Source organism: Ectobacillus sp. OTK, assembly GCF_059698935.1.
This window is the reverse complement of sequence record NZ_AP048547.1, coordinates 5,389,947-5,415,818: the sequence shown is the minus strand read 5'-3', so window position 1 is coordinate 5,415,818 and position 25,872 is coordinate 5,389,947. Positions and strand designations below refer to the sequence as shown.

Annotated in this window: 22 protein-coding genes, 1 tRNA gene, 1 pseudogene and 1 riboswitch; of the genes and pseudogenes, 13 read left to right on the top strand and 11 right to left on the bottom strand. The window is 42.8% G+C overall.

Annotation, left to right across the window (positions count from 1 at the left end; genetic code table 11):
• Positions 1 to 198: 198 nt before the first annotated feature.
• Both AC6HZ4_RS26775 and AC6HZ4_RS26770 read left to right on the top strand, forming a co-directional pair.
• Entirely contained in the window at positions 199 to 648 is a 450-nt protein-coding gene (locus AC6HZ4_RS26775) for a MarR family winged helix-turn-helix transcriptional regulator (RefSeq protein ID WP_497492948.1), read from the top strand.
• A gap of 5 nt (positions 649 to 653) precedes the next feature.
• Entirely contained in the window at positions 654 to 3,827 is a 3,174-nt protein-coding gene (locus tag AC6HZ4_RS26770) for an MMPL family transporter (protein WP_497492946.1), read from the top strand.
• Positions 3,828 to 3,877: 50 nt separating this feature from the next.
• Here the strand turns inward: AC6HZ4_RS26770 and AC6HZ4_RS26765 are convergent, their stop codons facing one another.
• The 6 genes from AC6HZ4_RS26765 to AC6HZ4_RS26740 all read right to left on the bottom strand — a co-directional run bounded on the left by AC6HZ4_RS26765 (position 3,878) and on the right by AC6HZ4_RS26740 (position 7,569).
• A complete protein-coding gene (locus tag AC6HZ4_RS26765; RefSeq protein WP_497492945.1) occupies positions 3,878 to 4,192 on the bottom strand; it encodes a hypothetical protein in 315 nt (104 codons plus the stop codon).
• 171 nt (positions 4,193 to 4,363) lie between these two features.
• Positions 4,364 to 5,170 (bottom strand): arylamine N-acetyltransferase, encoded by an 807-nt coding sequence (locus AC6HZ4_RS26760; protein ID WP_497492944.1) that lies wholly within the window; start codon positions 5,168 to 5,170, stop codon positions 4,364 to 4,366.
• Between the two features lie 12 nt (positions 5,171 to 5,182).
• Positions 5,183 to 5,638, bottom strand: coding sequence for a DUF2269 family protein (locus AC6HZ4_RS26755; RefSeq protein WP_497492943.1), 456 nt, complete (start codon positions 5,636 to 5,638; stop codon positions 5,183 to 5,185).
• A gap of 82 nt (positions 5,639 to 5,720) precedes the next feature.
• Positions 5,721 to 6,881, bottom strand: a complete 1,161-nt coding sequence (locus AC6HZ4_RS26750) for a LuxR C-terminal-related transcriptional regulator (RefSeq protein WP_497492942.1) — start codon at positions 6,879 to 6,881, stop codon at positions 5,721 to 5,723.
• Entirely contained in the window at positions 6,871 to 7,356 is a 486-nt protein-coding gene (locus AC6HZ4_RS26745; protein WP_497492941.1) for a hypothetical protein, read from the bottom strand. Before AC6HZ4_RS26745 ends, AC6HZ4_RS26750 begins: the two co-directional genes overlap by 11 nt.
• 24 nt (positions 7,357 to 7,380) lie before the next feature.
• Positions 7,381 to 7,569, bottom strand: coding sequence for a response regulator transcription factor (locus tag AC6HZ4_RS26740; RefSeq protein WP_497495848.1), 189 nt, complete (start codon positions 7,567 to 7,569; stop codon positions 7,381 to 7,383).
• 483 nt (positions 7,570 to 8,052) lie between these two features.
• On the opposite strand from AC6HZ4_RS26740, the gene AC6HZ4_RS26735 reads away from it, so the two are divergent.
• Positions 8,053 to 8,589, top strand: coding sequence for a hypothetical protein (locus AC6HZ4_RS26735; RefSeq protein ID WP_497492940.1), 537 nt, complete (start codon positions 8,053 to 8,055; stop codon positions 8,587 to 8,589).
• A 97-nt stretch (positions 8,590 to 8,686) separates the two neighbouring features.
• Here the strand turns inward: AC6HZ4_RS26735 and AC6HZ4_RS26730 are convergent.
• The 5 genes from AC6HZ4_RS26730 to nagA all read right to left on the bottom strand — a co-directional run bounded on the left by AC6HZ4_RS26730 (position 8,687) and on the right by nagA (position 12,470).
• Positions 8,687 to 8,783 (bottom strand) — tRNA-Sec (locus AC6HZ4_RS26730).
• 271 nt (positions 8,784 to 9,054) lie between these two features.
• A complete protein-coding gene (locus AC6HZ4_RS26725) occupies positions 9,055 to 9,789 on the bottom strand; it encodes an SIS domain-containing protein (protein WP_497492939.1) in 735 nt (244 codons plus the stop codon).
• A gap of 10 nt (positions 9,790 to 9,799) precedes the next feature.
• On the bottom strand, positions 9,800 to 10,525 hold the full coding sequence (locus AC6HZ4_RS26720) for a GntR family transcriptional regulator (RefSeq protein WP_497492938.1): 726 nt from the start codon (positions 10,523 to 10,525) through the stop codon (positions 9,800 to 9,802).
• Between the two features lie 17 nt (positions 10,526 to 10,542).
• Positions 10,543 to 11,280, bottom strand: a complete 738-nt coding sequence (gene nagB, locus AC6HZ4_RS26715) for a glucosamine-6-phosphate deaminase (protein WP_497492936.1) — start codon at positions 11,278 to 11,280, stop codon at positions 10,543 to 10,545.
• Positions 11,280 to 12,470 carry an N-acetylglucosamine-6-phosphate deacetylase gene (gene nagA / locus AC6HZ4_RS26710; RefSeq protein WP_497495847.1) on the bottom strand — a complete coding sequence of 397 codons (1,191 nt, stop codon included), beginning with the start codon at positions 12,468 to 12,470 and terminating at the stop codon, positions 11,280 to 11,282. The genes nagB and nagA overlap by 1 nt, the downstream gene beginning before the upstream one ends.
• Positions 12,471 to 12,733: 263 nt before the next feature.
• Between nagA and nagE the strand changes: the two genes are divergently transcribed.
• From nagE to AC6HZ4_RS26660, 10 genes and pseudogenes are all read left to right on the top strand, one after another.
• Positions 12,734 to 14,671, top strand: a complete 1,938-nt coding sequence (gene nagE, locus AC6HZ4_RS26705; RefSeq protein ID WP_497492934.1) for an N-acetylglucosamine-specific PTS transporter subunit IIBC — start codon at positions 12,734 to 12,736, stop codon at positions 14,669 to 14,671.
• Between the two features lie 801 nt (positions 14,672 to 15,472).
• A complete protein-coding gene (selB, locus tag AC6HZ4_RS26700) occupies positions 15,473 to 17,332 on the top strand; it encodes a selenocysteine-specific translation elongation factor (protein ID WP_497492933.1) in 1,860 nt (619 codons plus the stop codon).
• Between the two features lie 5 nt (positions 17,333 to 17,337).
• Positions 17,338 to 18,738: an L-seryl-tRNA(Sec) selenium transferase gene (gene selA / locus AC6HZ4_RS26695; protein ID WP_497492932.1), complete on the top strand. Its 1,401-nt coding sequence runs from the start codon at positions 17,338 to 17,340 to the stop codon at positions 18,736 to 18,738.
• 66 nt (positions 18,739 to 18,804) lie between these two features.
• Positions 18,805 to 18,910: riboswitch (SAM riboswitch) on the top strand.
• A gap of 136 nt (positions 18,911 to 19,046) precedes the next feature.
• Positions 19,047 to 19,220 (top strand): annotated as a pseudogene (locus AC6HZ4_RS26690) (PLP-dependent transferase); the annotation flags it as partial.
• Positions 19,201 to 20,106, top strand: coding sequence for a homoserine O-acetyltransferase MetA (gene metA, locus AC6HZ4_RS26685; RefSeq protein WP_497492931.1), 906 nt, complete (start codon positions 19,201 to 19,203; stop codon positions 20,104 to 20,106). The pseudogene AC6HZ4_RS26690 and the gene metA, both read left to right, overlap by 20 nt.
• A 128-nt stretch (positions 20,107 to 20,234) precedes the next feature.
• Positions 20,235 to 21,530, top strand: coding sequence for a homoserine dehydrogenase (locus tag AC6HZ4_RS26680; RefSeq protein ID WP_497492930.1), 1,296 nt, complete (start codon positions 20,235 to 20,237; stop codon positions 21,528 to 21,530).
• A gap of 235 nt (positions 21,531 to 21,765) precedes the next feature.
• On the top strand, positions 21,766 to 22,692 hold the full coding sequence (gene thrB, locus AC6HZ4_RS26675) for a homoserine kinase (protein WP_497492928.1): 927 nt from the start codon (positions 21,766 to 21,768) through the stop codon (positions 22,690 to 22,692).
• 191 nt (positions 22,693 to 22,883) lie between these two features.
• The gene (locus AC6HZ4_RS26670) at positions 22,884 to 23,699 is read left to right on the top strand and encodes an SGNH/GDSL hydrolase family protein (protein WP_497492927.1); all 816 of its coding nucleotides are present in this window, start codon (positions 22,884 to 22,886) and stop codon (positions 23,697 to 23,699) included.
• Positions 23,696 to 24,613, top strand: coding sequence for an ABC transporter ATP-binding protein (locus tag AC6HZ4_RS26665; protein WP_497492926.1), 918 nt, complete (start codon positions 23,696 to 23,698; stop codon positions 24,611 to 24,613). The genes AC6HZ4_RS26670 and AC6HZ4_RS26665 overlap by 4 nt, the downstream gene beginning before the upstream one ends.
• Entirely contained in the window at positions 24,606 to 25,598 is a 993-nt protein-coding gene (locus tag AC6HZ4_RS26660) for an ABC transporter permease (protein ID WP_497495846.1), read from the top strand. The genes AC6HZ4_RS26665 and AC6HZ4_RS26660 overlap by 8 nt, the downstream gene beginning before the upstream one ends.
• The last annotated feature ends 274 nt before the right edge of the window (positions 25,599 to 25,872 follow it).

The window sequence follows — 25,872 nt, the reverse complement described above, 5'->3', positions numbered from 1 at the left end:
AACATACAGAGGGTTCTCATGAATAGGCTTCGCCCGAACCACACTTTTGGTGCGAGGGATACTTACTACGGAAGCAAAGGCGAATCATGTCCTCTTTTCTTAGTTGAACAATTCTCAATTTTATCTTATACTTGGGACAAATAAAAATAATTCAACTATTGAACTATTATACAGTCGAACAAAAAGGAGGGGAGAATAGTGAATCCGAATAAAATCGACAGCCTAATTCGCCGCTATGAGGACATCTTCGTGTTTACAAATCGTAAAATTCATGCGTTGTTTGCGGAGCAGCTGAGCGATGATATTACAGCTGAGCAATTTTTTACGCTTCGCCTCATTAAGGAGCATGGGCCCTGTACGTCAAGCTTGCTGTCTGAATGGAACTGTGTTAACCGCAGCGCCATAACGGCAATGGTGGATCGCCTTGTTGCCAAGGGCTACGTTACGCGTCAGCCGGACCCTCAGGATCGCCGCGTTATCCTGCTTCAAGCAACGGAAGAGGCAGAGCAGGTACTGCAAGCGGGGCAGGAAAAGTTGCGCCAATTTGTTAGAACATACCTGGATGAACTAGAGGAAGAAGAAGTGGAAAGCTTTATCTCTATTTACGAAAAAATTTGGAATATTATTCAGGATAAAGAAGGGAAATAAAGGCGATGCGCATATTACTCAAGCTTCGATGGTTTTTCCTCCTTTTTTGGATTGTGCTTTTGGCCGTACTGCTTGCCTTTCAGCCCAGTATGGAGCAGCTTGTCCGTGATAAAGGAGATATTACCGTCCCGAAAGGCTATTCCTCAGTAAATGCAAAGGAAATCCTGCAAAGGCATAATTCAGAAGAGAAGGACAGCATTTCCGCTGTTCTTGTGTTCCATGATAAGCAAGGGATCAGTGAACAAGATAAGGCAGAGATTGAAAAGGTACTTAACACTTTAAAGAGTCAAAAGGAAACACTCGGAATTACCGAGATGACCACCTATCTAGATAGTGAAGAAGTGAAAAAGCAGGTTGTTTCCGAGGATAACAGGACGATTCTCACGCCTATTTCGGTCAATGCAAAGAAGCGAACCGTCGGGGAGGTGCGGGAGGAATTACAGAAGGCAATTGGCAAAACGAAGGTAGAGCATTACTTAACCGGTGAAAGTTTTATTGGTGAAGATGTTGTTGTTAGCTCGCAAAATGGATTGCATAAAACAGAGAAAATTACTGTTGTATTCATTCTGTCCGTATTGGTTCTTGTATTTCGTTCTGCTATTGCACCGCTTATTCCGCTTATTACGGTAGGGATTTCGTATGCAGGAAGCGCCGCAATTGTAGCGTATTTAGTAAAGTGGTTTAACTTCCCGCTTTCAAACTTTACGCAAATCTTCATGGTTGCCGTATTATTTGGAATTGGAACAGATTACTGCATCTTGCTGCTGAGCCGTTTTAAAGAAGAATTACCGAGGCATGAAACAGTAACGGAGGCGATTATTCGCACCTATCAAACAGCAGGGAGAACCGTATTTTTCAGTGCTCTCGCAGTTCTGATTGGATTTGCTTCCATCGGCCTTTCACAGTTTTCCCTATATCGTTCTGCAACAGGTGTAGCTGTCGGAATCGCTGTCTTGCTTGTTGCCTTTGTAACGATTGTGCCGTTCTTTATGGCTGTGCTCGGGCCGCGCCTGTTTTGGCCGGCAAAGTCCGTTGGCGGTCATGGCGAAAGCAAAATGTGGGGGGCCCTTGGACAGTTTTCATTAAGCAAGCCGTTTCGTGCACTTTTATTTGTTGCGATTATTGTTGTGCCGCTTCTTGTAAGCTATAATGGCAAGCTATCGTTTAACTCATTAAGCGAAATCGGCGAAAGCTATGAATCTGTAAAAGGCTTTAATACGATTGCGGACAGCTTCGGACCGGGTGAAGTAATGCCGGTGCAGGTTGTGATTGAAAGCGAGAAGAACCTAGATTCTGCTGAAGGACTGGCAGCAATTGAAAAGGTAAGCCGTGAATTGGCAGGCATTTCCGCGGTTGATAAGGTACGGAGCGCAACGCGGCCGCTTGGTGAGCCTGTGAAGGAATTTACAGTTGCCGATCAAGCAAAAACATTAAAGGATGGTCTTGGTGAGGGCGCTGACGGCATCAATCAAATCGGTAATGGCTTAGATCAAGCAAAAACATCTCTTGCCTCCTCTGAACCGCAGCTTGACGCAGCTGTAACAGGTATCGGTGAGCTGGCGGACGGTACGAAGGAGCTGCAGGACGGCTTTATTCAGGTGCAGGATGCGTTATCTCAGCTTGAGAAGGGGATGCGTGATGGCTCTATCGGTGCTGGACAGCTGAGGGAGGGTCTGGCACAAATTCAAGCACAGATCCAGCAATCGAGCGGCGGTACCACGCAAATGATTGAGGAGTATAAAAAGCTCGCAGATACGCTGCAGCAATTGAGCAGCGGCTATACAGGTATAAAAGGCGGATTAGAAGAGTTTTCCATTGGTCTTGATAAGGTGCTGGAAGACGATGCTGGCTTTGCCGCGCTTGAGAAAAATCCGGCTTATGCCACCTTTGTTGCTGATCCGAATTATAGAATGATTAAAGAGGTTGTAAACGGCACAAAGCAAGGTACTGCCGGCTTAATTATCAATTTGGAGGAGCTCAACAAAGCAATTAGCACTACAGCTACAAAAGTAAAGGATGGCATCCCACAAATGGAACAAGCAGCCGAAGGCCAAAAAGCTTTGTTGGCCGGCTTGGCAGAGCTTGAGAAGGGCGCGGCTGCTTTAGAAACAGGGATTGGGCAGGCAGCTGACGGTCAAGATCAGGTTGTCAGCAGGCTCCCAGAGTTCTCAAATGGCCTATCCCAAATTGAAAATGGTCAGCGCCAAGCGCAGGAAGGCTTTGCAACAATGGCTGCTCAGCTAAAATCCCTGACGAACGGTCTTGGCCAAAGCGTAGACGGCTTACAGCAAGTATCCAAAGGGCTTGGTTCGGCGCAGGATTACTTAGGACAGCTGACAAGCAATAGTAACCCGGAAATGAGCGGTTTTTATGTACCGAGCGAAGCGCTTGAAAGCAGCGACTTCCAGCAAGTATTTGACCGTTACCTATCAACCGATAAAAAGGTTGCAAAATTTGACGTAGTTTTAAAATATAACCCGTATTCCGATAAGGCATTGAATGCATCACGTGATGTGAAGACAGCTGTAGAACGGGCTATTGCCGGGACAGAGTTTGAGGGGACAAAATATGGGGTAGCTGGTATGTCGGCTTCCTCCTCCGATATGCTTGCCGCTTCTGACAAAGACTACTCACAAACAGTTATTTACATGATTATCGGCGTTTCGATCATTTTGATTCTTCTGCTCCGTTCTATCGTCATGCCCCTTTACCTAGTTGTATCGCTGCTGCTTTGCTTCTATAGTTCCCTGGCGATCAATGAAGTAATTTTCGTAGACATTCTCGGCTATGACGGCATCAACTGGACAATGCCATTCTTCGGCTTTGTGCTTCTTATGGCACTTGGCGTTGACTACAGCATTTTCTTGATGGACCGCTTTAATGAGTACAAAGGGATGCCGGTAGGGGAAGCGATTTTAACTGCAATGCGAAACATGGGAACGGTCATCTTCTCGGCTGTTATCATCTTGGGAGGAACCTTTGCGGCAATGTATCCGGCAGGTGTATTGTCTCTTGCCCAAATTGCGACCATTGTACTAGCTGGGCTCGTATTGTACGCATTCGTTTTTCTGCCATTCTTTGTACCTGTGATGGTAAAATTATTTGGACGTGCAAACTGGTTCCCGTTTGATAGAAATCAAACAACTCATACAGATTTGAATAAAGAGATTTCAGGATGATCTATATAAGTGCAGAAAGAGCAGTCAGCGTAATCTGACTGCTCTTTTGATTAAATTTCATGTATAATTTCGATTTTATTTTCTTCTTGGTGCAATTCCTTCAGAAATATTTTCCATTGTTGTTCTGCTGCTTCTTTTGTAAGAAAAAAGCGAAGCGGTGTTGTCTCAAAATTTGTATCTGCTTGCAGATTTTTGAACGCATAGCCCTTCACAAAATGTGTTCGTTGATCCCGAGGCTCTATCGGTCCGTACATTTGCTGCGCTTCCTCCAATGAATCTGTAATCACCAGCTCTCCTTTAACCTCGATTTGATATGCCTCTACGAACTGCCAGCCGCCTGCAATTTGATTCAAGTAGATACTCATATTGACGCCCCTTTACCATATGTAGTTACTATAGTTTGAGCATTCTTTTATTTGCCATACGGAAGGCATCATGTACTAGTGAGGAATTTTGCGTAAATTATAATGATTTTGCAATATTGCCTCTTTAAAAGGGTGTCGAGCAACGATAGTAGCTAACATATTGTTCCGTTTTTAAATGAACAACCGCACGTTTCGTTCTTCTAAGAAGTTTAAAGCGAATTCTAAATCTTGTTTTCGAAGGTTGAAGGTTGTTTCCATCATCTGAAGCCAATCATTTTTGTTCTCATAGTCCTTAACCTGAATGCTTGTGTCGGATTTAATAATTAATTTAGAATTCATTACTGCATAGCTGACACGGTTCTTAAATATTGTTGCTACAATCCTTCTCATAAAGGGATTTTCATCTTCATCCCGGTGTGAATGGGCGATATCCTCACGAAAATTCTCAAGCTCTACAGGAAACCATTCGATCATTTTCGTAACAAAGCTTTGTCCTCCTGTCCTTCTGTCAATCAAGTATTCTGTATTACTTTTCCGTTTAATAATGATTTCTTCACCGCAGCGAACTAAATAGGGCTCTGTTTCAATGAGCAGGGGTTCAAATAATGGTGCCATATAACCAACATCGGTATAATACACTTTATCCTCGACAGTAACCATCAGGGCGAGATGATTATTTCCACCTCTGGCACGGACATACTTTGCGTCAAACCCTAGGGATTGGAGTAAATTTCCAAAATGGATATTAAGAATATAGCAATTGCCTCCCCAACCTTTTTCGAGTAATTTTTCAAGAAATTCTTCTTTAATTGGAATTAAATCATGCTTATTCTTTGAAGTGTAATGATGATATTTGCTGACGATTTCAAATGGAACTCGCTGCAAATGTGCTTCTACTAGACTTGATAAATAGACATAATTAGGCTCTTTTTTCTCTAAACCCAAATAATTTAAATATTGATCTGTCCAACAATGCATTATTTTCCCACCTTATACTGGTTTTACTACCATAAGCGCAATAATGACTAATACAATCAAACAGGAAATAATATGATAATTTCGCACTTTAGCTAACAATGCTGAAGAATGTTCATTTGTTTCAGTTTCACCCTGCTCACATAGCTCTGATAATAAGGCGGAAAGCTTTTTAGCTGCTGGTGTTAAATAACCAATAATAACGATCTCAGCCAGAATGAATAGAACCAATGCTCCACCAATCCACAAAGTAAAAAATGTCCCATAGTTACCAAGCCAAACTAACAGCAGCCCAGAAATTAGGGTTAAACCTCCGAATATTTTTGGAAGAATCTCTAAACGGGCTACCAAATCCACCATCCTTTTTGCTTCCGTTAGAGACTTTTCCTGTTTTAGAATCAAAGGAAAAGAATATGCAGGACCCAGCCCAACTACTGCTGATACTACATGCAGCAATACAAGCCATTTCATTAAAAAACACCACCTATTCATAAGTCTTAAACTTATAATAAGTGGTGTGAAACATTTAAAATATCGGTTGAAATACGTAATTTTATTTGGAAGGGTTTGAAAGATCATTTTCGATGACATAGCTTGCTAATGCGGCACGGGAATTAATTGCTAATTTTTGATACATCCGTTCTAAATGTGTCGTGACTGTCCGCCTGCTTAAAAATAGGGCTTTCGCAATTTCTTCATTTGATAGGCCCCTTGCTACTAGGAGGGCCACCTGTAATTCACGGGGGCTTAAATGTGTTTTTACCCCTTCTTTCCGTTTTGAAACTTCTAAATGAATCCGCTCTAATTCCTGCTTAGTAGCCCTCATTCGTTCGATTTGGTCTTGAAGCCCTGGGAGTTTCTCAATAAGCTTGGATAGAAATTTTGACACAACTAACAATATTTCCTCATTAAAATGGCTAAACTTTTGGGAATCATTACTTTGACTACAAATTACAGCAATCACTTTTTCATCCTCCCCTGTAATTGGCATGGCTATATAGTTATGGTTGACATTCCTATAATCCTGATGCGAAAAGTTCTTTTTATCAGCCTCTTGGTGGAGGAAGGTAGTAATCGCATATTGATATTGCGAGCGAATATTAAAAATGCGTACCGGCTTTTCTTGTTGAACAGACCATTGGGCTACGCGCTTAAGCAGCCGTGTTGCGGATTCCTCATCTAACCCTCTGAGCGCTGCGAGCTGTAAATTATTTGAAGGTTCCTCGACTATCCACACAGCAGATACATCCCAGCCCAGTTTCAGCTCCAACTGCTCTAAAAGAGGGGTATATAGATCTGCATGTGATAACAGATGGCTATGCTCCTCTTTACAAACGCGGGCGGACCTGACACGGAATAGCTCCGCACTATTTACTTTAATGGGCATCGCCGTTTCAAGCATCATCGAGAGAATCTCATATTGCTTCTTCATTTCGGCAAAAATCTCCCCATTCATACTCGGACCTATATACTCTACTTCTATCTCCCAAGTAGAAAAGGTCGTAGTATCCATCGTTCGAATAAACGCCAAGGGATTTTCTCTTAAATTTTTCATACTTTTATTCAGCATGTGGTTAGCTATTGCAACATGAAAGCTATCAACATACCATACCCGCGAAATATTCGTAATGTTTGGTACACCAGTTTTGCTGCTGGTAATTAAAGTGGAGGGCACTACCCCCATTAGCGCAGGTTTCATTTCCTCAGGAACCATCCCCAGCTCCCCCTTTTTGGTATCTGCTTCCTGCATATGGACCAGGAGTTTGGATAAATATTTCCTCCACCTTATAAGTAAATACATCACAAAGAACCGGTGAAAGTGGAAATTTCGAATACATTTTTGGAAAAAGCTTAAGACTGCCATCACGATAACGGGTTAAATACTTGAGATCCTCTTCGATTGAGGCTGCTCCCGTGCCAATAAAGGTCCCTTTTAGTTGATAGGATTCATTAGAAAAACCATCTGTAAATAAACAAGCAATCGTACCATTGCCATTTTTTATGTAGGAGAGGACCTTCTCTGTCTGCGGCTTGAGTATATAAATACTAAGATGGTCTGTGCCCTTAATCCATTTCACACCAAAGCCACGTACAGAATAAGACTGGCCTTCAAAATTGGAGACAGCAAGGTGGATATATATCGGCTCTGTTTTTGTTAAAAAATGGATAACTGTTTCATCTAAATTCATAAAGGCCTCCAGAATTATGTTTTTCTAGTTTTCTAACTCAGCTTTCTTCGCCCGTGAAATAGCCCCAGCGCGATCTGCTGCTTGAAGCTTGCTGAAAATATTAGTGATGTGGTTCTGAACTGTATTAGGATTTAGAATAAGCTTGGCAGCCAATTCTGCATTACTTAATCCTTTTGCTATTAAAGATAAAATTTCGCGTTCTAAATTAGTGATATATAAAATATATTTTGTTGCCTAAGGAAAAGCATGATCTTCATAAATAAATATTTTTCTTTAAATAGCTGAAAAATTCCTTTCTTTTATGATACCTGCCTTTGAGCGGGCCATTTAGAGACTCTTACCACTTCCACGAGGCTGGGAGCAACTGGCCGTTAAGATAAAATTACAGAGATTCTATACCCAAAGCTCAGGGACGTTCATCCTCATTGGAACTTATTAGGTTAGGTTTCCTTTGCCATTGCTGGACTGATTTATTGTGTGTTCCCTGAAGCTGGCAGCAGCAGACTTAGTAAATTCCACTTTTGGCTGCATTCCGTCGGGACACCAATCCTTCTCCTTGGTTTGTTTTTATCTGGAATGGGATTACCTGTAGAATCATTTGCACCAACTGGAGGCTTGTTGATCATACTCGGAGTTTTATTATTCGCGATTAACGTTTTGAAACGTGTAAAGTTTACGTAGTTTATAACTATAAATATGGTTAATGAATCATTTCAAGAAAACATTCAAAAATGGGAGGGTTCAACCATACAAATAAATTGGAAAAAGCACTTTATTACAATAGCAGCTATCTGTTTAGGCCTGCAAATTTTAGGGGCTATTGTTTCCATCACTTTTAGAATGCCTGCGCAGGTTGTTTTCGGAGGACCTGTTCTCGCCCCTGTTGATGCAACACCTGCTTTAGTGGCGCAGGAGTTCCTGACAAAAGGAACAGCCCTTGCCCCGCCATTATTATTATCGATTATTTACAGTGTCCTGTTTTTCCTTGCTCAACGTAAAGGCGCTTTAGGGGTAGTCGGTACCTTGTTTTTGGTGATAATTGGAGCTCTTTTTACCTTTGCCACTAGCGGGGAATATGCCAATCCTAATAGATTTCCTGACATGCCAGGTTCTATTTTTCTAGCAAACTTAATTATAAACAACTTATTTACAATTGGTTTATCAGTGGTGGGAATTTTAACGCTTATCTCACGATTCCTATCTAAGGATGAAAAGAAAAACATGGTTCAATAAACGTTTATTAATGAGGATGCAAGTGAGTTTGTCTCATACGGTCTCCCGTTTTTTAGAGACAGATTATGTATAGGAAGGATGCCTTATATATCAAGGTTGGCGGGACTGCGTGGGAATCGAACCCACCGGAGACGACACGCGCCTCCCAATCGGTTTTGAAGACCGCGAAGGGCACCAGCACCCCAATCAGCCCCGTGGAAAGGTTGGCATATTAGCATTTGCAGCGAGAACTGTAACGGTTTTTCCTAAGAATTCCGCAGGTTCCGCCTATTAGTCACATGGATTTTATTATGCATGAGTTTATATATTTTTTCAAATGGTTAAATGAAGCAGTTGCTATCCCATGCCAGCCTATCCTATTACTTACTGCGTGAATGAGGGCATTCATGCCTAATGCATCCTTAAAAATAGTAAAATATTTCTATTAGTTTCAACCTTCAATTACATAGAAGGGGAAGCACCTATTCATGTAAGAAACGGGATACGTTCTTTGTACATTTCGATTAATCGCTTGTTGTGCTGATCTGCTCCCTCCGTATTTCCGCTGCAAAAGATGGGAGGTTCAAAGCCTTGGTCTGCCATGATTTGAATAGCTTTCACAAAGATGCTGTTCAAAATAGTGGCCCCAATGATAGTAGAGCCCGATCCAAATTTAATGGGGAGTGCTGTATGGGCTATGAGTGTATCGCCTTTAGGGGCGTGATTATCAATTACTAAATCGGCAACGTCATATAAATGTTGCCCGCTCTTATGTCTGGAAGGACGGCTTTTGGAATATTCAAGTGATGTGAGAGCAACCACAAAGGCGCCTTTTTCCTTAGCGATTTTTGCTGCATCAATTGGAACAGGGTTGATTCCTGAAGTAGAAATTACAATAAATATATCCTCTTTACGAATATCTTGGTTTTCCATAAATGATTGTGCGAAGTCATTTTGTCGTTCGAGCTGTGATGAGCGGGCGGCTCCTTTATGAAGCATTAATTCTTCAACAAGTATTGGATGAATGGGTGCTAAACCCCCCGCTCTGTAAAATACCTCTTCTGTTAGAAGATGAGAGTGCCCACAGCCAAATAAATGCACAATACCGTTTGCTTGGATGCATTGCGCGATTTTTTCGGCTGCTTTTAAGAGCTTTGTATGTTCTTGCTTCCTAGCTTCTTCAATGGCTGTCATGATTTCATAAAAATAAAGATGTAACATATGAATAACCTCATTGTCGTTTAATGTGAATTGTAAATGTGTAACGATCCGCTCGATAAGAGGATTTTACAAATTCCAGCGGTGTCCCATCTTCTAAATACGTATTGCGTTGCAGCAGCAAGATAGGAGAGCCTTTACGGATATTTAAATGTTCGCCTTCGATTTCAGATGCAATGGCTGCTTCCACAGATTGCACTGCATGTCCAATTTTTAAATGCAGCTGTTCTTCTATATATTGATATAATGAATGATTAACCTTTTCCTCTGTCAGCCCTTTGATGAGATTTGCTGAAGCATACACGCTTTCTAGCGCCATCGGCACCTGATCGGCAAGACGAATCCGTTTGATTTCATAAACAGGTGCATATTCTTTTATTTGCAGTTGACTTGCGATTTTTTCTGTTGCAGGAATGATTTCGAAGCTCAGCAGTTTACTGCTCGGTACCAGCCCTCTCGCTTTCATATCTTCTGTGAAACTCGTTAAACTGCCGAGCTCTTGTTCCACTTTTTTTTCAGCGACAAAAGTACCTCTTCCTTTTTGGCGATATAAATAGCCGTCATCTACTAAATTGTTCATTGCTTGGCGAACAGTCATACGGCTGATGTTAATAAGTTCCGCATATTCCCGTTCAGATGGAAGCATATCACCAGGCTGTAACTCACCGCTTTCAATTTGTTTTTTGATTTGTTCTTCCAGTTGATAATAGATTGGAAGAGGCGAGCTTTTATCAATCATAGATTATTTCTCTCCTTTCAGGGGCTTACCAACACACCTGATAATGCCTTCTGGTCTGCTATAATTGTAACATGGCTATGCCTTTTTAACACAGAGGCAGGAAAGTCTTCGCTTATTTCTCCTTGAAGTAATTTTTGCATGGCATCAGCTTTTTCTTCTCCTGATATTAAGAGCAAAATTTCCTTACTTCTCATAATGGAGGAGATGCCCATTGTAATAGCGTGTGTTGGTACATCGTCTATTGTGTTAAAATAGCGGGCATTTGCCTTTCGCGTGGATTCTTCTAACGTAACGATATGGGTGGATGATTGAAAAGGTGTTCCAGGCTCATTAAATCCAATATGCCCATTTTGTCCAATTCCTAATACTTGAAGATCAATACCGCCTAACTCTTCAATAAGCCGATCATAATGTTCACATTCATAATTGTAATCATCAGCAAGTCCGTTTGGAAGGTAGGTTTGTGATTTCGGTATATCGATATGGTTAAATAAAGACTCCGCCATATAATAGTGATAGCTATTTGGATTTTGTTCTTCCAGGCCGATGTATTCATCTAGATTAAATGTTGTGACGTTCTGGTAGGATGTTCCATTTTTTCGGTGATCTTCAATCATTGTTTCATATAAGCCTTTTGGTGTACCGCCCGTTGCTAATCCAAGGTTTATACGATTTCCTTGCTTCACTTTATGAATGATAACCCCAGCAGCTTTTTGGCTCATTTCCTTATAATCCTTCACTTGAATAATTTTCATTATTTTTCCTCCTTTTGATAAGCGAGCTTTCCTCGGCAAAATGTCATTACAACTTCTAAATATTCGTCTACTATTACGAAATCCGCGTCTTTTCCTGCGGCAATGCTTCCTTTGCGGTCAAAAATATTCAATTGTTTTGCCGGATTGACGGCTGTCATTTCGATAATGTCTTCTAGTGTACAATGCGTATAGGAAATCATATTTTTAACTGCATCTTTCATTTTTAAAATACTGCCTGCAAGCGTTCCGTCTGCGAGGGTTGCTTTTGTGTCATCCACACGCACTGCTTGTCCGCCTAAATCATATGTTCCATTTTTTAAGCATTTTGCGCGGAGTGAATCTGTAATTAAAATCATTCGTCTACTTGTTTTTTGTTGATAGGCGAGTTGAATCATTTCGGGTCTGGCATGAATGCCGTCAGCAATGATTTCAGTAAACAGCTCATTGCGTAATAATGCAGCACCAACAACACCTGGTTCACGATGATGCAATCCGCGCATTCCGTTAAAGAGATGAGTAACATGTGAGGCACCTGCATGAATCGCCTCATCAACCTCTTGATAGGTTGCATCAGAATGTCCAATTGAGGCTGTGACGCCTGTTTGTCTTAAATAGGAAGTTAATGCTAATCCATTCTTTTCTTCAGGAGCTAATGTAACAAGCTTAATGTGGCCTTTAGCCAGCTCCTGCCACCTTTTAAATAGAGCGGGATCAGGTTCTATAATATGATCAGGCGGTTGGGCTCCTGCGCGTTTTGGAGAAATAAAAGGACCTTCCAGGTGAATGCCTACTATTTCTGCCTTTCCTGCTTCCTGCTTTTCCTCAATAAATTGTGCTGCATTTGTTAGCGCCTTTTCGATGGCATTCTTTGTTTGTGTCATTGTGGTTGCGAGAAAGCTGGTTGTTCCTTCTTGAGGAAGGGCAGCTGCCATCGTTTCTAACGCTTCCTCTGTTGCGTCCATAGTATCCGCGCCAGCGGCACCATGAATATGAACATCAATCATACCTGGGAGTAAGCTGAATCTTGGAGAAAGTGTTATCATCTTGCTTTTATCTTCTTCCACTAGCTCGCTTATAGGTCCAACTTCAGCAATTCGCCCATTGATTACTTTGATATAGCCGTTTGGATATGTGTGGTTTTCTGCATAAACGGTTATATTACCAATAATAAGTGCTCCATTATTAGGCATCATTTAAGCTCCTTTTTTGTGGATGGTTTACTACAGTGTATACAAAATGAATCTAGTTGTCTAGTCCTTTGATATTGATTTATATTAGTGATTTTAAATGAAAAACCTATAATTTAGAGGGTTTTAATTAAGATGTTAAAGAGGAATCTTTATTAGGAGGAATATTTTTCTTTCATTTTGGTATAGACAACTATATTATTTAGGTGCTAGTATGTATCCATGGAAAGCGTTTTCTAATATTATCATCAAAGGAGCCAAAATCTATGTTGAACTTCTTACAAAGAATTGGAAAAGCATTGATGCTGCCGATTGCTGTTTTACCAGCAGCAGCGCTATTGCTGCGCTTAGGCCAAAAAGATTTATTAAACATTCCGTTTATGGCAGCGGCGGGAGATGCTGTGTTTGCAAATTTAGCATTACTATTTGCACTTGGAATTGCTGTTGGGTTGACGAAGGACGGAAATGGTGCAGCAGCACTTGCGGGGGCGGTCGGGTACTTTGTACTTACAAAAGGAACCGCTGCTATTAATGAAAACATTAATATGGCGATCCTCGGAGGGATTATCTCAGGGGCGGTTGCCGGTGTCTTATATAATCGTTTTCATGATATGAAGCTTCCTGAATGGCTCGGTTTTTTTGCGGGAAGACGTTTTGTTCCAATTATAACATCGCTTGTCATGCTGATATTAGCAGGGGTATTCGGTATCATTTGGCCGCCTATCCAATCAGGTATTAATGCTCTTGGTGACTGGATTACAGGGGCTGGAGCATTAGGAGCAGGGGTATTCGGATTACTCAATCGCCTACTGATTCCAATAGGTTTACATCACGTACTAAATAGCTTAGTTTGGTTTGTATTTGGCGAATACCATGGAGCAACAGGGGACTTAAATCGCTTCTTCGCAGGAGACCCGACTGCTGGGGCCTTCATGACAGGCTTCTTCCCTATCATGATGTTTGGATTGCCTGCTGCTGCCTTCGCAATGATTGCCGCAGCGAAGAAAGAAAGAAGAAAAGCAGTTACAGGTATGTTAATAGGGCTCGCTTTTACTTCCTTTTTGACTGGTATTACAGAACCAATTGAATTCTTGTTTATGTTTATTGCACCAGTGTTGTATGGAATTCATGCTGTTTTAACAGGTATTTCTATGGGGCTTATGGTAGCCTTGGATATTCATCATGGCTTTGGATTTTCAGCCGGAGCACTTGACTATATCCTAAATTTCGGAATCGCTCAAAAACCACTGCTGATCTTAGTTATTGGTGTTATCTATGCAGTACTCTACTTTGGAATTTTCTATTTCTTGATTAAAAAGCTGGATATTAAAACACCTGGACGTGAAGATGAAGTTGAGGAAGAGGGACCCGAACATGAAATGACAATTCAGACTGGTGATAAACATACAGACATGGGTGCTTATTTTATTGAAGACCTTGGCGGAAAAGAAAATATCACATCTATAGACAATTGTGCAACACGTTTACGTTTAACTATAGCTGATATGACAAAAGTAAATGAGGCCGCATTAAAAAAACATGGTGCTCGCGGTGTTATGAAGCTGAACACAAAAAGTTTACAAGTTATTGTGGGAACGAACGTTCAATTTGTTGCGGAGGCAATGAAGCAACTCGTGAAAAATGGGATTAGAAGAGAAGAGACTGTGATTTCCAGGGAAAAGAATGCCTCTTCTGTTCCTAGCAAGAAAGATACTGCTAGCTTAGGACAAATTGATTTTATCCTTCCTTTTGCAGGAAACGTTATGTCGTTAAGTAATGTGCCTGACGAAGTATTCTCATCTAAAATGATGGGAGATGGCTTTGCAATCGAACCGACTAATGATACTTTGATTTCGCCGGTTGATGGTGAGGTTGTAAATATCTTTCCAACTAAACATGCCATTGGTCTAAAAACAAAAGACGGATATGAAATCCTCATTCATATTGGATTGGATACCGTGAAATTGGACGGTGCAGGATTCACTGTATTTGTCGAGGCTGGTCAAAAAATAACAAAAGGCCAACAGCTTATAAAGATTGACCGCCGCTATTTACAACAAAACGCACCTTCTATTGTGACGCCAATTATATTTACAAATTTAATGGATAGCAAAGAAATCAATTTGCAGAAATTAGGGGAACAAAAACAAGGAACGCCGGATGTTATTACAATTTCCAATAAAGAAACAGTAGTTAATTCTTGATGTTCTGAAACAAGACTATCGGGCCACTGACCGTACGTACGGCAGTGGCCATTAATATTTTGTTCATATAAGCTTTGTTAGAGAAGAAACCATTGAAGGCAGAGATAATGATACAACATTCCGGGAATGAATCTGAATTGGTTTTACAGCTCGGACATTGCCAAAGTGCTGAGCAAGTTTTGAAGATCGTAAAGGGTCCCCAATCAGCTTCGTCGAAATATCATTATTTTTGTTATAATATGTAACGGGTTTCATATGGTTTTGTGTCTAAATAGAATGGACATTGCCGATAAACAGTTCCGTTTTTGTAGGGAAAGCCTAAAGAAACTTAGTAAATAACACTCCAATTCATTAAAATTATTATCTTCATAATTCTTTATACCCATTTTTAACACAAATTCCCTAATCCTTCTAATATAAGCTTATGTATCAATGACTTGAAAATGAAGTATGTAGTGTATGACTTGAGAGAATGATACTAGTTGTTATAGAGGCTGGAAATAAAATAGACGTGATTCATAAATGGATTGTTGGGGTTTAGAAAGTAGTTTCAGAAGCATGATTTTTATACTAGTTACATTCAATATAAGTGTAAAAACTCCCTTCTTTTTACTTGTACCAATTTTGGTGCTTTATGGCGTTGTTTGTAATTAAACATTAAGAGAAGGATGAGCAAGATTAAGACCCCTGAGCAAACGATAATTTCGTTTGCTTTTTTATGCCCTCAGCATCCCAACCTTGCAAGCTATACTATTTGTCAGTAAAGTGGAAGCTAGATGAAATAGTAAAGAGGGGTACGATGTGAGCAAGCGATATTTTACAATCGGAACGGCCGGCCATATCGATCATGGCAAGACGACTTTGACAAAGGCATTAACGGGTGTGGATACGGATAGGCTGAAGGAGGAGAAGGAGCGGAATATTTCGATTGAGCCGGGCTTTGCTCCGCTCTTTCAGCAGGAGGACATAGCGGTAAGCATTATCGATGTACCCGGGCATGAACGGTTTATCCGACAAATGATTGCTGGGGCGGCAGGCATTGATTTAATGCTGCTTGTTGTTGCGGCGGATGAGGGTGTGATGCCGCAGACAAAGGAGCATTTGGACATTCTTTCGCTGCTCGGAATTGAGGACGGTATTGTTGTGGTGACAAAAGCAGATCGTGCAGAGGAAGAGCTGCTTGAGATGGTTGAGGAGGATATTCGGGCGGAGCTTCACGGTACGGGCTTTGCGAAGGCACCGGTTGTTTTTGTTGATAGCATCGCGATGCAGGGAATTGAGGAGCTAAAGCAGCTTATACGGGCGAGACTCGAAGGGGGAAAGCCGCGTAATGCAGCCGGACCGGGACGTCTTCCAATTGATCAAGTATTTACAGTAAAGGGTCATGGTACGGTTGTGCGCGGTACCTTGTTTGAAGGTACGCTGCGGGAGGGGCAGGAATTGCTGCTGCTGCCGCAGCAAAAAGCTGTCAGGGTACGGCAGGTGCAGGTGCACAATCAAATATGCTTGGCAGCATCAGCTGGGCAGCGGGTGGCGCTTAATATTACAGGAGCGGATAAGGAGACGATACAAAGAGGCGATGTGTTGACAGCGGATAAGGGATTCCCTGTCACAAATACAATTGATATTTCCCTGCGGCTTGTGAATGAGTTGCAGCATCCCGTGAAGCAGCGCAGCACTGTTAAATGTCATATTGGAACTTCAGAGGTAATGGGTACGCTCATCTTTTTTGACCGGAACGAGATAGACAAGGGCGGTGTTGAGCTGCTATGCCAGCTGCGGCTTGGGAGCCCAATCGCGGCACGCCGCGGAGATCGCTTTGTGCTGCGGCGCCCATCTCCAGCTGAGACAATTGGAGGCGGTATGGTTTTGGATGCGCAAGGAAGCCGCTATAAATTTGGGGAAGCCACAGTGCGGATGCTTCAAGCGAAGAAGGAGGGCACACCATTGGAGAGGGTGAAGGAAGCGCTCCGAAACGACAAGCTCCTCAGCCGGGCCGAGTTAATGAGGCGTACTTCTCTTTCAGAGCAGGATTGGTCTGAGATTTCTCCCTCTCTGCTTGTGATTGGCTCCCTTTACACATTAGCTGATATTGTGGAGTGTGCGGCGGCAGAGCTAAAGTCCACACTATCCGAGTATCATGAAGCACATCCGCTTCGATTTGGTATGAATAAGGCAGCTTTGCTAGAGGGGCTTTCTGCCTACCCAAAGCGGCTCCTTGATTATGTCCTTGAACACTATGGGAATGAATGGAGGATAACCGGCCCAAATATTGCGATTTCTTCCTTTATACCGCAATTTCCAATCAAATGGGCAAAGCGTATGGAGCAGGCTCTGCAGACGTTCGAACAAGATGGCTTGCAGACGAAGGCATGGCAGGAATATATGAAGGCGGCAGGCATTCCAGAACAAGAGGGGCAGGATTTATATTATTATTTGCTTCAGTCTGGCAGCTTGTACAAATTGGGTCAGCAGGCTGTGTCAGCTAGTGTTGTGCATGGCTATCTTGAACGGCTGAAGCAAGAAACACGTATGTCCTTTACGGTACAACAGGCAAAGGAGGTTTTACAGCTTTCGAGAAAAACGCTTATTCTTTTTCTAGAGCTTCTTGATGAACTGGGATATACAAGGCGAAACGAAAATGAGCGGGAGTGGAGATGAGCAGGATGATAAATGATTTGCGGCAGCTTCCGCCGATTCACGAGCTGCAGCGGTCTGGGCAATTTGCGGAGCTGCTTGCGGAGTATTCCTTGCAGGAGGCTGTGCTTACCTCCTTATTGCAGGAGCAGCTGCAAGCCATTCGCGAGGATATGCTAGCAGAAAGATGGAATGGCGGACAAGATAGGGATACGCTGACGGCACTAGTTTTTAAAAGGGTTGATGAGGCGGCGCAGCGGATGACAGCACCTTATTTAAAGCGTGTTATTAACGCAACCGGTACGGTGCTTCATACAAATTTAGGGAGGGCGCGGCTAAGCCCGGAGGCGGCCGCTCATGTTGTCAAGGTGGCCTCTTCGTATGCAAATGTGGAATACAAGCTTGATACTGGAAAGCGCGGCTCACGCCATGATGTTGCGGAGCAGCTGCTTTGCCGCGTCACGGGCGCCGAGGCAGCGATGGTTGTAAATAACAATGCAGCAGCCGTTTATCTTGTGCTGCGCGCTTTAGCTAGTGAGAAGGAAGTGATTGTATCACGCGGACAGCTTGTAGAAATTGGGGGATCCTTTCGAGTTTCTTCTATTATGGAAGAAAGTGGTGCCAAATTGAGAGAGGTCGGGACAACAAATAAAACGCATTTGTATGATTATGAGAAGGCGATTCGCGAGGAAACTGCGATGCTTATGAAGGTGCATACGAGCAATTTTAAAATTGTTGGATTTACAAAAAGTGTTTCTACAGAGGAGCTCATTGCATTGCGGCGCCGGCATGAGCATGTTTTATATTATGAGGACCTTGGGAGCGGCGATATTCTTGGTTACCGGCACTTTGGAATTGGAGACGAGCCAGTTGTACGCGAGGTAATTGCAGCGGGAGCTGACCTCGTCTCGTTTAGCGGCGACAAGCTGCTCGGCGGTCCGCAGGCAGGGATTATCGCTGGTAAACGAGAGCTGATTGCCAAGCTCAAATCCCATCAATTAGCGCGTGTGCTTCGCGTCGATAAAATGACATTGGCTGCACTAGAGGCAACACTTTCTTCGTATGTAAAGGGAGAAGCGGCTGTGAGGAGCATTCCGGCTGTCCATGATATTTTAGAAGGCACGGAGCCAATTCAGGAGAGAGCGCAGCGGTTTATCGAACGAATGGCTGAATTGGAGCAATACCGATGCAATCTGGAAAAAAGTACATCAATGATCGGCGGCGGTACGATGCCCGATGTAGAGCTGCCGACGTATGTTGTCGCAGTTGAGCATTTTCTTAAGGAAGCTGCCCAGCTTGCGGAGGAATTGCGAAGTTCCAAAGTTCCGGTTATCGGTCGGATCCAGCATGGCAAGCTATTGTTAGACTTTCGGACTGTAAAGGAGAACGAAATGGAGCTGCTTATCGCATCCTTTGAACAAATAGTATAAACATTCAAAAAACAGGTTGACAGTGCCGCTTAATTTCGATACAATCAGCACTAATGAATGACATACGACTTATCAAGAATAGGCAGAGGGAACAGGCCCTATGAAGCCTTGGCAACAGCCGTAAAACGGAATTGTGCCAAATCCTGCAGGTATATTTCCTGAAAGATAAGAGAGGTATGAGCCGGATGATTTTGGACATAACTGCTTCTTTTACCTGCGGGAAAAGGAGCAGTTTTTTTATATCTTAAGAAAGTATATATCGAGGAAAGAAGGGGACGGGAATGGGGGAGGCATGGAAGCGAGGATCGATTCGCCCGGCGAGTATAACACCTCGCCAAATGACGGAGGAACAGCAGGTTCTTGCTGGAGTCGCACCTGACTTAATTCGTTTGTCCGTCGGTATTGAAGAGGTGGAAGATTTTATTGCAGATTTACATCAAGCATTATCCGGAGGAAAAGAGTATGCCTATCATCGTGGATAAAGACTTGCCGGCTGGCAAAGTCCTACAGAAGGAAAATATTTTTGTTATGACGAAGGAACGTGCGGAGCATCAGGATATCCGTGCGCTCAAAATTGCCATTTTGAATCTTATGCCAACGAAGCAGGAAACAGAGGCACAGCTGCTGCGTCTTCTTGGCAACACGCCGCTGCAGGTTGACGTTCATCTTCTTCATATGGAATCACATACGTCAAAAAATGTGTCACAGGAGCATTTAACGAGCTTTTATAGAACATTCAGCGAGGTAGAAGGAGAGAAATTTGATGGATTCGTAATTACCGGAGCTCCGGTAGAGACGATGGAGTTTGAAGATGTGAATTATTGGGAAGAGTTAAAACGTATTATGGATTATACACAAACCCATGTAACATCCACTCTTCACATTTGTTGGGGTGCACAAGCCGGTATTTATTATCACTATGGCATTCCGAAATACCCGCTTGAGAAGAAAATATTCGGTGTTTTTGAGCATGAGGTAAAGGTGCAGCACGTGCAGCTTATGCGCGGATTTGATGAATACTTTTGGGCGCCTCATTCTCGGCATACAGAGGTGCGCAAAGAGGACATTATCAAAGTACCAGAGCTGCAAATTTTGGCAGAATCTGAAGAAGCAGGCGTTCATATTGCCGCTGATACGAAAGGGAAGAACATTTTTGTGTTTGGTCATAGTGAATATGGGCGAGATACGTTAAAGAAAGAGTATGATCGTGATATAAGCAGAGGGTTAGAAATTGAGGTTCCAAAAAATTATTACCGGGACAATGATCCATCTAAAAAACCGATTGTGAAGTGGAGAAGCCATGGGAATTTATTATTTTCCAACTGGCTCAATTATTACGTATATCAGGAGACTCCATTCATTTTATGAAGGTGGTAACGTTTTCTTTACGTTAAACTCATAAATAGTATTCAGAATGTTGACAATATATTGTTTTTTACGACATGAAATTATATAATTGCACATAAATATCATTTTGTAAAAAGGGGTGGACTACAGTGGAAGAAATTCGGGTTGGTTTACTAGGGCTCGGCACAGTTGGCAGCGGGGTGGTCAAGATTATTAATGATCATCAAGACCGTCTTATTCATCAAATCGGTTGTCCTGTCAAAGTTACGAAAATTTTAGTGCAAAACTTAGAAAAAGAAAGAGATGTCCAAATTACCCCTGATATGCTCACTAAGGATGCAACGGAAATCATCGATAATGAGAATATTGATATAGTTATTGAGGTAATGGGCGGACTTGAGGAAGCAAGGGCGCATATTTTACGCGCATTGCAAAATGGAAAGCACGTTGTAACAGCCAATAAGGATTTAATGGCTGTGTACGGCTCTGAGCTGCTTTCCGTAGCGAAGGAAAATCAATGTGATTTATTTTACGAGGCAAGTGTAGCCGGCGGTATCCCGATTATTCGCACCATTGTGGACGGACTTTCCTCAGACCGAATTACGAAAATGATGGGAATTGTGAACGGAACAACGAACTTCATCTTGACGAAAATGTCAAATGAAGGAAGAGCCTACGAGGATGTATTAAAGGAAGCACAGGAGCTTGGATTTGCAGAAGCAGACCCGACTTCAGATGTAGAGGGCTTGGATGCGGCGCGTAAAATGACAATCCTTGCAACACTAGGCTTCTCTACAAATGTGGAGCTGAAGGATGTTAGGGTGAAGGGAATTTCATCTATTACAGAGGAAGATTTAGCGTACAGCCAAGGGCTTGGCTATACAATGAAGCTAATTGGACTTGCCAAGCGTGATGGCGAAAAGCTTGAGGTAAGCGTAGAACCAACGCTGCTTCCAAATACGCATCCGCTTGCGGCTGTACAAAACGAGTTCAATGCCGTGTATGTGTACGGAGCAGCAGTTGGCGAGACGATGTTCTATGGTCCTGGGGCAGGCAGTCTTCCTACAGCAACATCAATCGTTTCTGACTTAGTAGCGGTGATGAGAAATATGAGATTAGGCGTAAATGGCAATAATACTGTAACACCGCAATATCCAAAGGTGCTCAAGAATGAGGATGAAATTACAGCGAAATACTTCCTTCGTATTCATGTGAAGGACGAAGTAGGGGTATTTGCACAGATCACATCGTTATTCTCTGAATATGGGGCAAGCTTTGAAAAGATTATTCAAACGCCTCTTGAAGAAAAAGGAACTGCGGAAATCGTTCTTGTTACGCACCGAACTTCTCTTACAAGCTATAAATCCATTTTACAGCGTCTAGAAGGCTTAAACGTTGTACAAGGTGTGAAGGCAAGCTATCGCATTGAGGGAGAAGGAAAGTAATAAAAAGGAAATGGCAGCGCGCAGTACTAGGCAGCCTTCTCAAAAGGAAGGATGGTTTACAGAACAGCCCGCTGCGCATTTCGTAGCACTTTAAATAAGGTATAAGTATGCGGAATCAAAACAGGCAAAACTGTTTGGATAGGAGATATCGCATAAATACAAAGAAAATTGAACCAAGTGTATTGCCGAACGATGAGAGAATCATGTTCGAGCATGCCGAAGGAGTTGTTTTCCAATGACAGCAAACGGTCCCATGTTTACCGTCCAAGTACCGGCAAGCACGGCCAATCTTGGCCCGGGCTTTGACTCTATCGGCCTTGCGGTAAGTAAATATTTAATAGTTGATGTTTATGAAGATACTGTATGGCGTTGCGTGGCAAAGTCCCCAGCATTAGAAGGGACACCTTCTGATGAAAGCAATTTGCTGTTTCAGACTGCTTTAGAGGTTGCATACGAATATAAAAAAACATTACCGTACTGCCGCCTGGAAGTAGAAAGCGATATTCCGCTGACGCGCGGTCTCGGCAGCAGCGCCTCTGCGATTATTGCGGGAATTGAGATTGCAAATGTGCTTTGCGATTTGCAATTGTCTATGCAGGAAAAGCTGGAAATTGCATGTGTTATGGAAGGTCATATTGATAATGTAGGAGCTTCTCTGTACGGCGGGCTTGTCGTCGGTACATACGATGGACAATATGCAGCCCTTGTACAGCAGTCCATTACAGACATGGAGCTTGTAGCGATTATCCCTTCCTATGAACTAAAAACATCCGATGCACGTAACGTGCTTCCGAGCCAGCTTTCCTATGCGGAAGCGATTCAGGGAAGCGGTGTTAGTAATCTGCTTGTAGCTGCGCTTCTAAAGGAAGACTGGAAGCTTGCGGGAGAAGCAATGAAACGTGATTTATTCCATGAGCCGTACCGCACTCCGCTGGTAGCCGAGCTGCAGACGCTCAAGAAGCTTCCGAGCCATCCGGATGTATACGGATATGCACTAAGCGGCGCAGGTCCGACTGTACTTTGCTTCGTTCGCAAGGGTGCGGGAGAGCTTGTCAGCAAAGAGCTGCAGGCGCACTTCCCAAACTGTGCGGTAGAAGCGCTTCAGATCGTAAACGAAGGCGTACGGGTTATTTTTAACACGTTAACACACCTTAAAGGCTAATGCTTTTAAGGTGTTTTTTTGTATAAAGGTAAGCGAATGCTCTTAAGCTAAAACGAGGCCAAGTGTATCTAGAATGGTTCTTGCACTCATTTACCGTGTCATCATATTTTTTTGTTTCTCTTTTGCAGTTTGCTATAATAACGCTAATTGGGAATGTTTTCATTATATAGAAAAAATGGAGTCGATGAAGCATGAGACCTATCCTTATTAAGGTGCTGCTCGCAGCTATGGTTGCATCCTTTGGTTTGTTTCTGTACGGATTCATAGCTGGCGTGAATGACGTACTGAACCCGAAGGCTTCTAGTATGCCGAAAACTAGTGAAGAAGTAACCACGGCAAAGAAAAACAAGAAAAATCTGCAGCTCGTGAGTCTAGGGGACTCTTTAACACGCGGTGTTGGTGATAAAGAAGCAATTGGCTATATTGGCCGCGTACGTAATCGTTTAGAAAACGAGTATAAACAAAAGACCGCACTCACGAACCTTGCAATAAGCGGAGCTAAAATGCCAGATTTACTACAGCAGCTGTCTGAAAAAGGTGTACAGTATTCTCTAGGGCGAGCGGATGTGATTGTTTTTACAATTGGTGGAAATGATTTGTTCCCAGGCTGGGAAGCGCTCGGAAATCTTGATCTTACGAAATATAGACCAGACGAAGCAACGTTCCAAGCAAATGCGAAGCAAATTATAGCGAAAATTCGTCAGGCAAATCCAGATTGTCCGATTTTTTGGATAGGTTTGTATAATCCGTTTGAGGATGTTCCAGAATTGCGCGGCTCCTCAGCTGTTGTTGTGAACTGGAATGCTTCTTTAGAGCAAACAGCGCTGCAATATCCAAATGTACATATTATTCCGGTATTTGACTTGTTCCACAGCCGCGGAAAGGAATTATTGTATTCTGACCATTTCCACCCGAATGAAAATGGATATTCTTTAATAGCTAACCGCTTGCTGCAAAATCTTGTGAGTCAGCTAGGCATCGATGGAAAGGAAGTGACGGATCAATGACAGCGGTGCTTTCTGTAAAAGGCCTTAAAAAGATCATTGGGAAGAAGACGTTAGTAGAGAATATTTCCTTTGAGGTGCAGCAAGGAGAGGTATTCGGGTTTTTAGGGCCAAACGGAGCTGGGAAAACAACGACAATCCGTATGCTTGTCGGGCTCATTAAGCCGACAGAGGGCACCATTGTGATTGCGGGCTATGATGTACGTAAGGAATTTCGAAAAGCGATGCGGCAAATTGGAAGTATTGTGGAAAACCCAGAGCTGTATACTTATTTAACGGGCTGGGAGAACTTAAAGCAGTTTGCACGTATGCTTGGGGATGTAACAAACGAGAGGATTCATGAGATTGTTCATATGGTGCATTTAGACAATCGTATTCACGACAAAGTCAAAACATATTCGCTTGGAATGAAGCAGCGCCTCGGCATCGCGCAGGCATTGCTTGGTAATCCTAAGCTGTTAATCCTGGATGAACCGACAAATGGCTTAGATCCAGCTGGCATTCGGGAATTGCGCGAATTTGTTCATCGTCTTGTACGAGAGGAGCAGATTAGTGTGTTTATCTCTAGTCATCTGTTGAGCGAGGTGCAAATGATGTGTGACAGGGTTGCCATCATTAACCATGGAAAAATGATTACCGTGTCTACTATTGAGGATTTAGTGAAAAAAGCAGCTGACAGAGTAGAGTGGATTGTAACACCGGTCGAAAAAGCAGAAGGTATTTTAAAAGGCTCAGCAGAAGTGAACGAGCTTGCAGTGGAGCAGAATATCATCACATGCCGCATGCCGACTGAACGAATCAGTATGTACAATAAGCAGCTCATTGAAAATGGCGTAGCTGTCCATAGTGTACGCGAGGTTGCTTTTACATTGGAGGATCTGTTTATGGAGCTGACGGGAGATGAAGGAATTGCGTGAGTTTTTGCATTTAATTTATAACGAGTCAGAGAAGATTTATCGAAAAAAGAGAGTCTTTGTTATACTACTGATTTTGCTTGTGTTAATCCCTATTTTTGTATATGCACAGTATAGAGAAGTGCAAACAACAATGAAGCGCCTTGGTACAAGTGATTGGCGAGTGTCGCTGCAGCAGCAAATTGTTGATACGCAAAACCGTCTAAACAATTCGCGTTTGCCGGAGGAGTGGCGTGAATGGCTCAAGGTGCGTGTTGAGCAGCAGCAGTATTATTTGGACCATGATATTAATCCAAATGCACCGGGAGCCCCAACCTTTACAAGAGCCTTTATTGAGCAAAGTATTACTCTATTTGTTCCGCTGCTTGTCATGATTGTCGCCATTGATATTGTATCGGGCGAGCGGAGTGATGGAACAATTAAGATGCTTTTGACCAGGCCGGTTCGAAGGTGGAAGGTGCTTCTCAGCAAATATGTAACGATGGTGCTATTTGTTTCGCTTATTTTGCTGCTTGTCGGCATCATTGCCTATCTCCTATCGGGGGTTGTGTTTGGCTACTCCGGATGGACCCTTCCCGTCCTAACGGGATTTGTAATCGAAAATGACAGTCTGAATACAAACTTCGTTCATCTCGTTCCGCAATGGATGTACATCATAATGGCATATGGACTGGCTTGGTTTGTAGCGATCGTGGCCGGGACGATTTCCTTTATGATTTCGGTGCTCATTCGCAATACGCCAGCTGGCATGGGGGTCATGCTTGCAGGCTTAATTGCCGGGGGGATTTTAAGCAACTTTGCGACGTCCTGGGAAGGTGCGAAGTATATTTTCAGCGTCAACTTATCGCTTACCGATTACCTATCTGGACAGCTCCCGGCATTAAAGGGGCTATCCATGAGTTTTTCCTTATTGAATTTAACGATTTGGGCGGCAATCTCGCTGTTTGTTGCATTCTTTGTATTTACGAAGCAGGATATGACAAGTTAGGTGAGAAATTAAGGAACTTGTCCGTGTCCTGCAGATAAGTTTGTTCATATACTGTACTGTTCGGGTAATACGAATCCCTATTCATTCATGAGGAGAAAAGAGATGCAACCCCTTGTGGTCTCTTTCGGGGCTATCATCATGAATAGGGCTTACAAGCTAGAGGGATTCTCCTTGCCGCCGCTCGGTATGAACAGAGGACCCATTCTAATCTAAGCGATGCATAATACTCGAATGCAACTCATGGAAGCCGAACTAATTTGGGCGAACTTAGGTT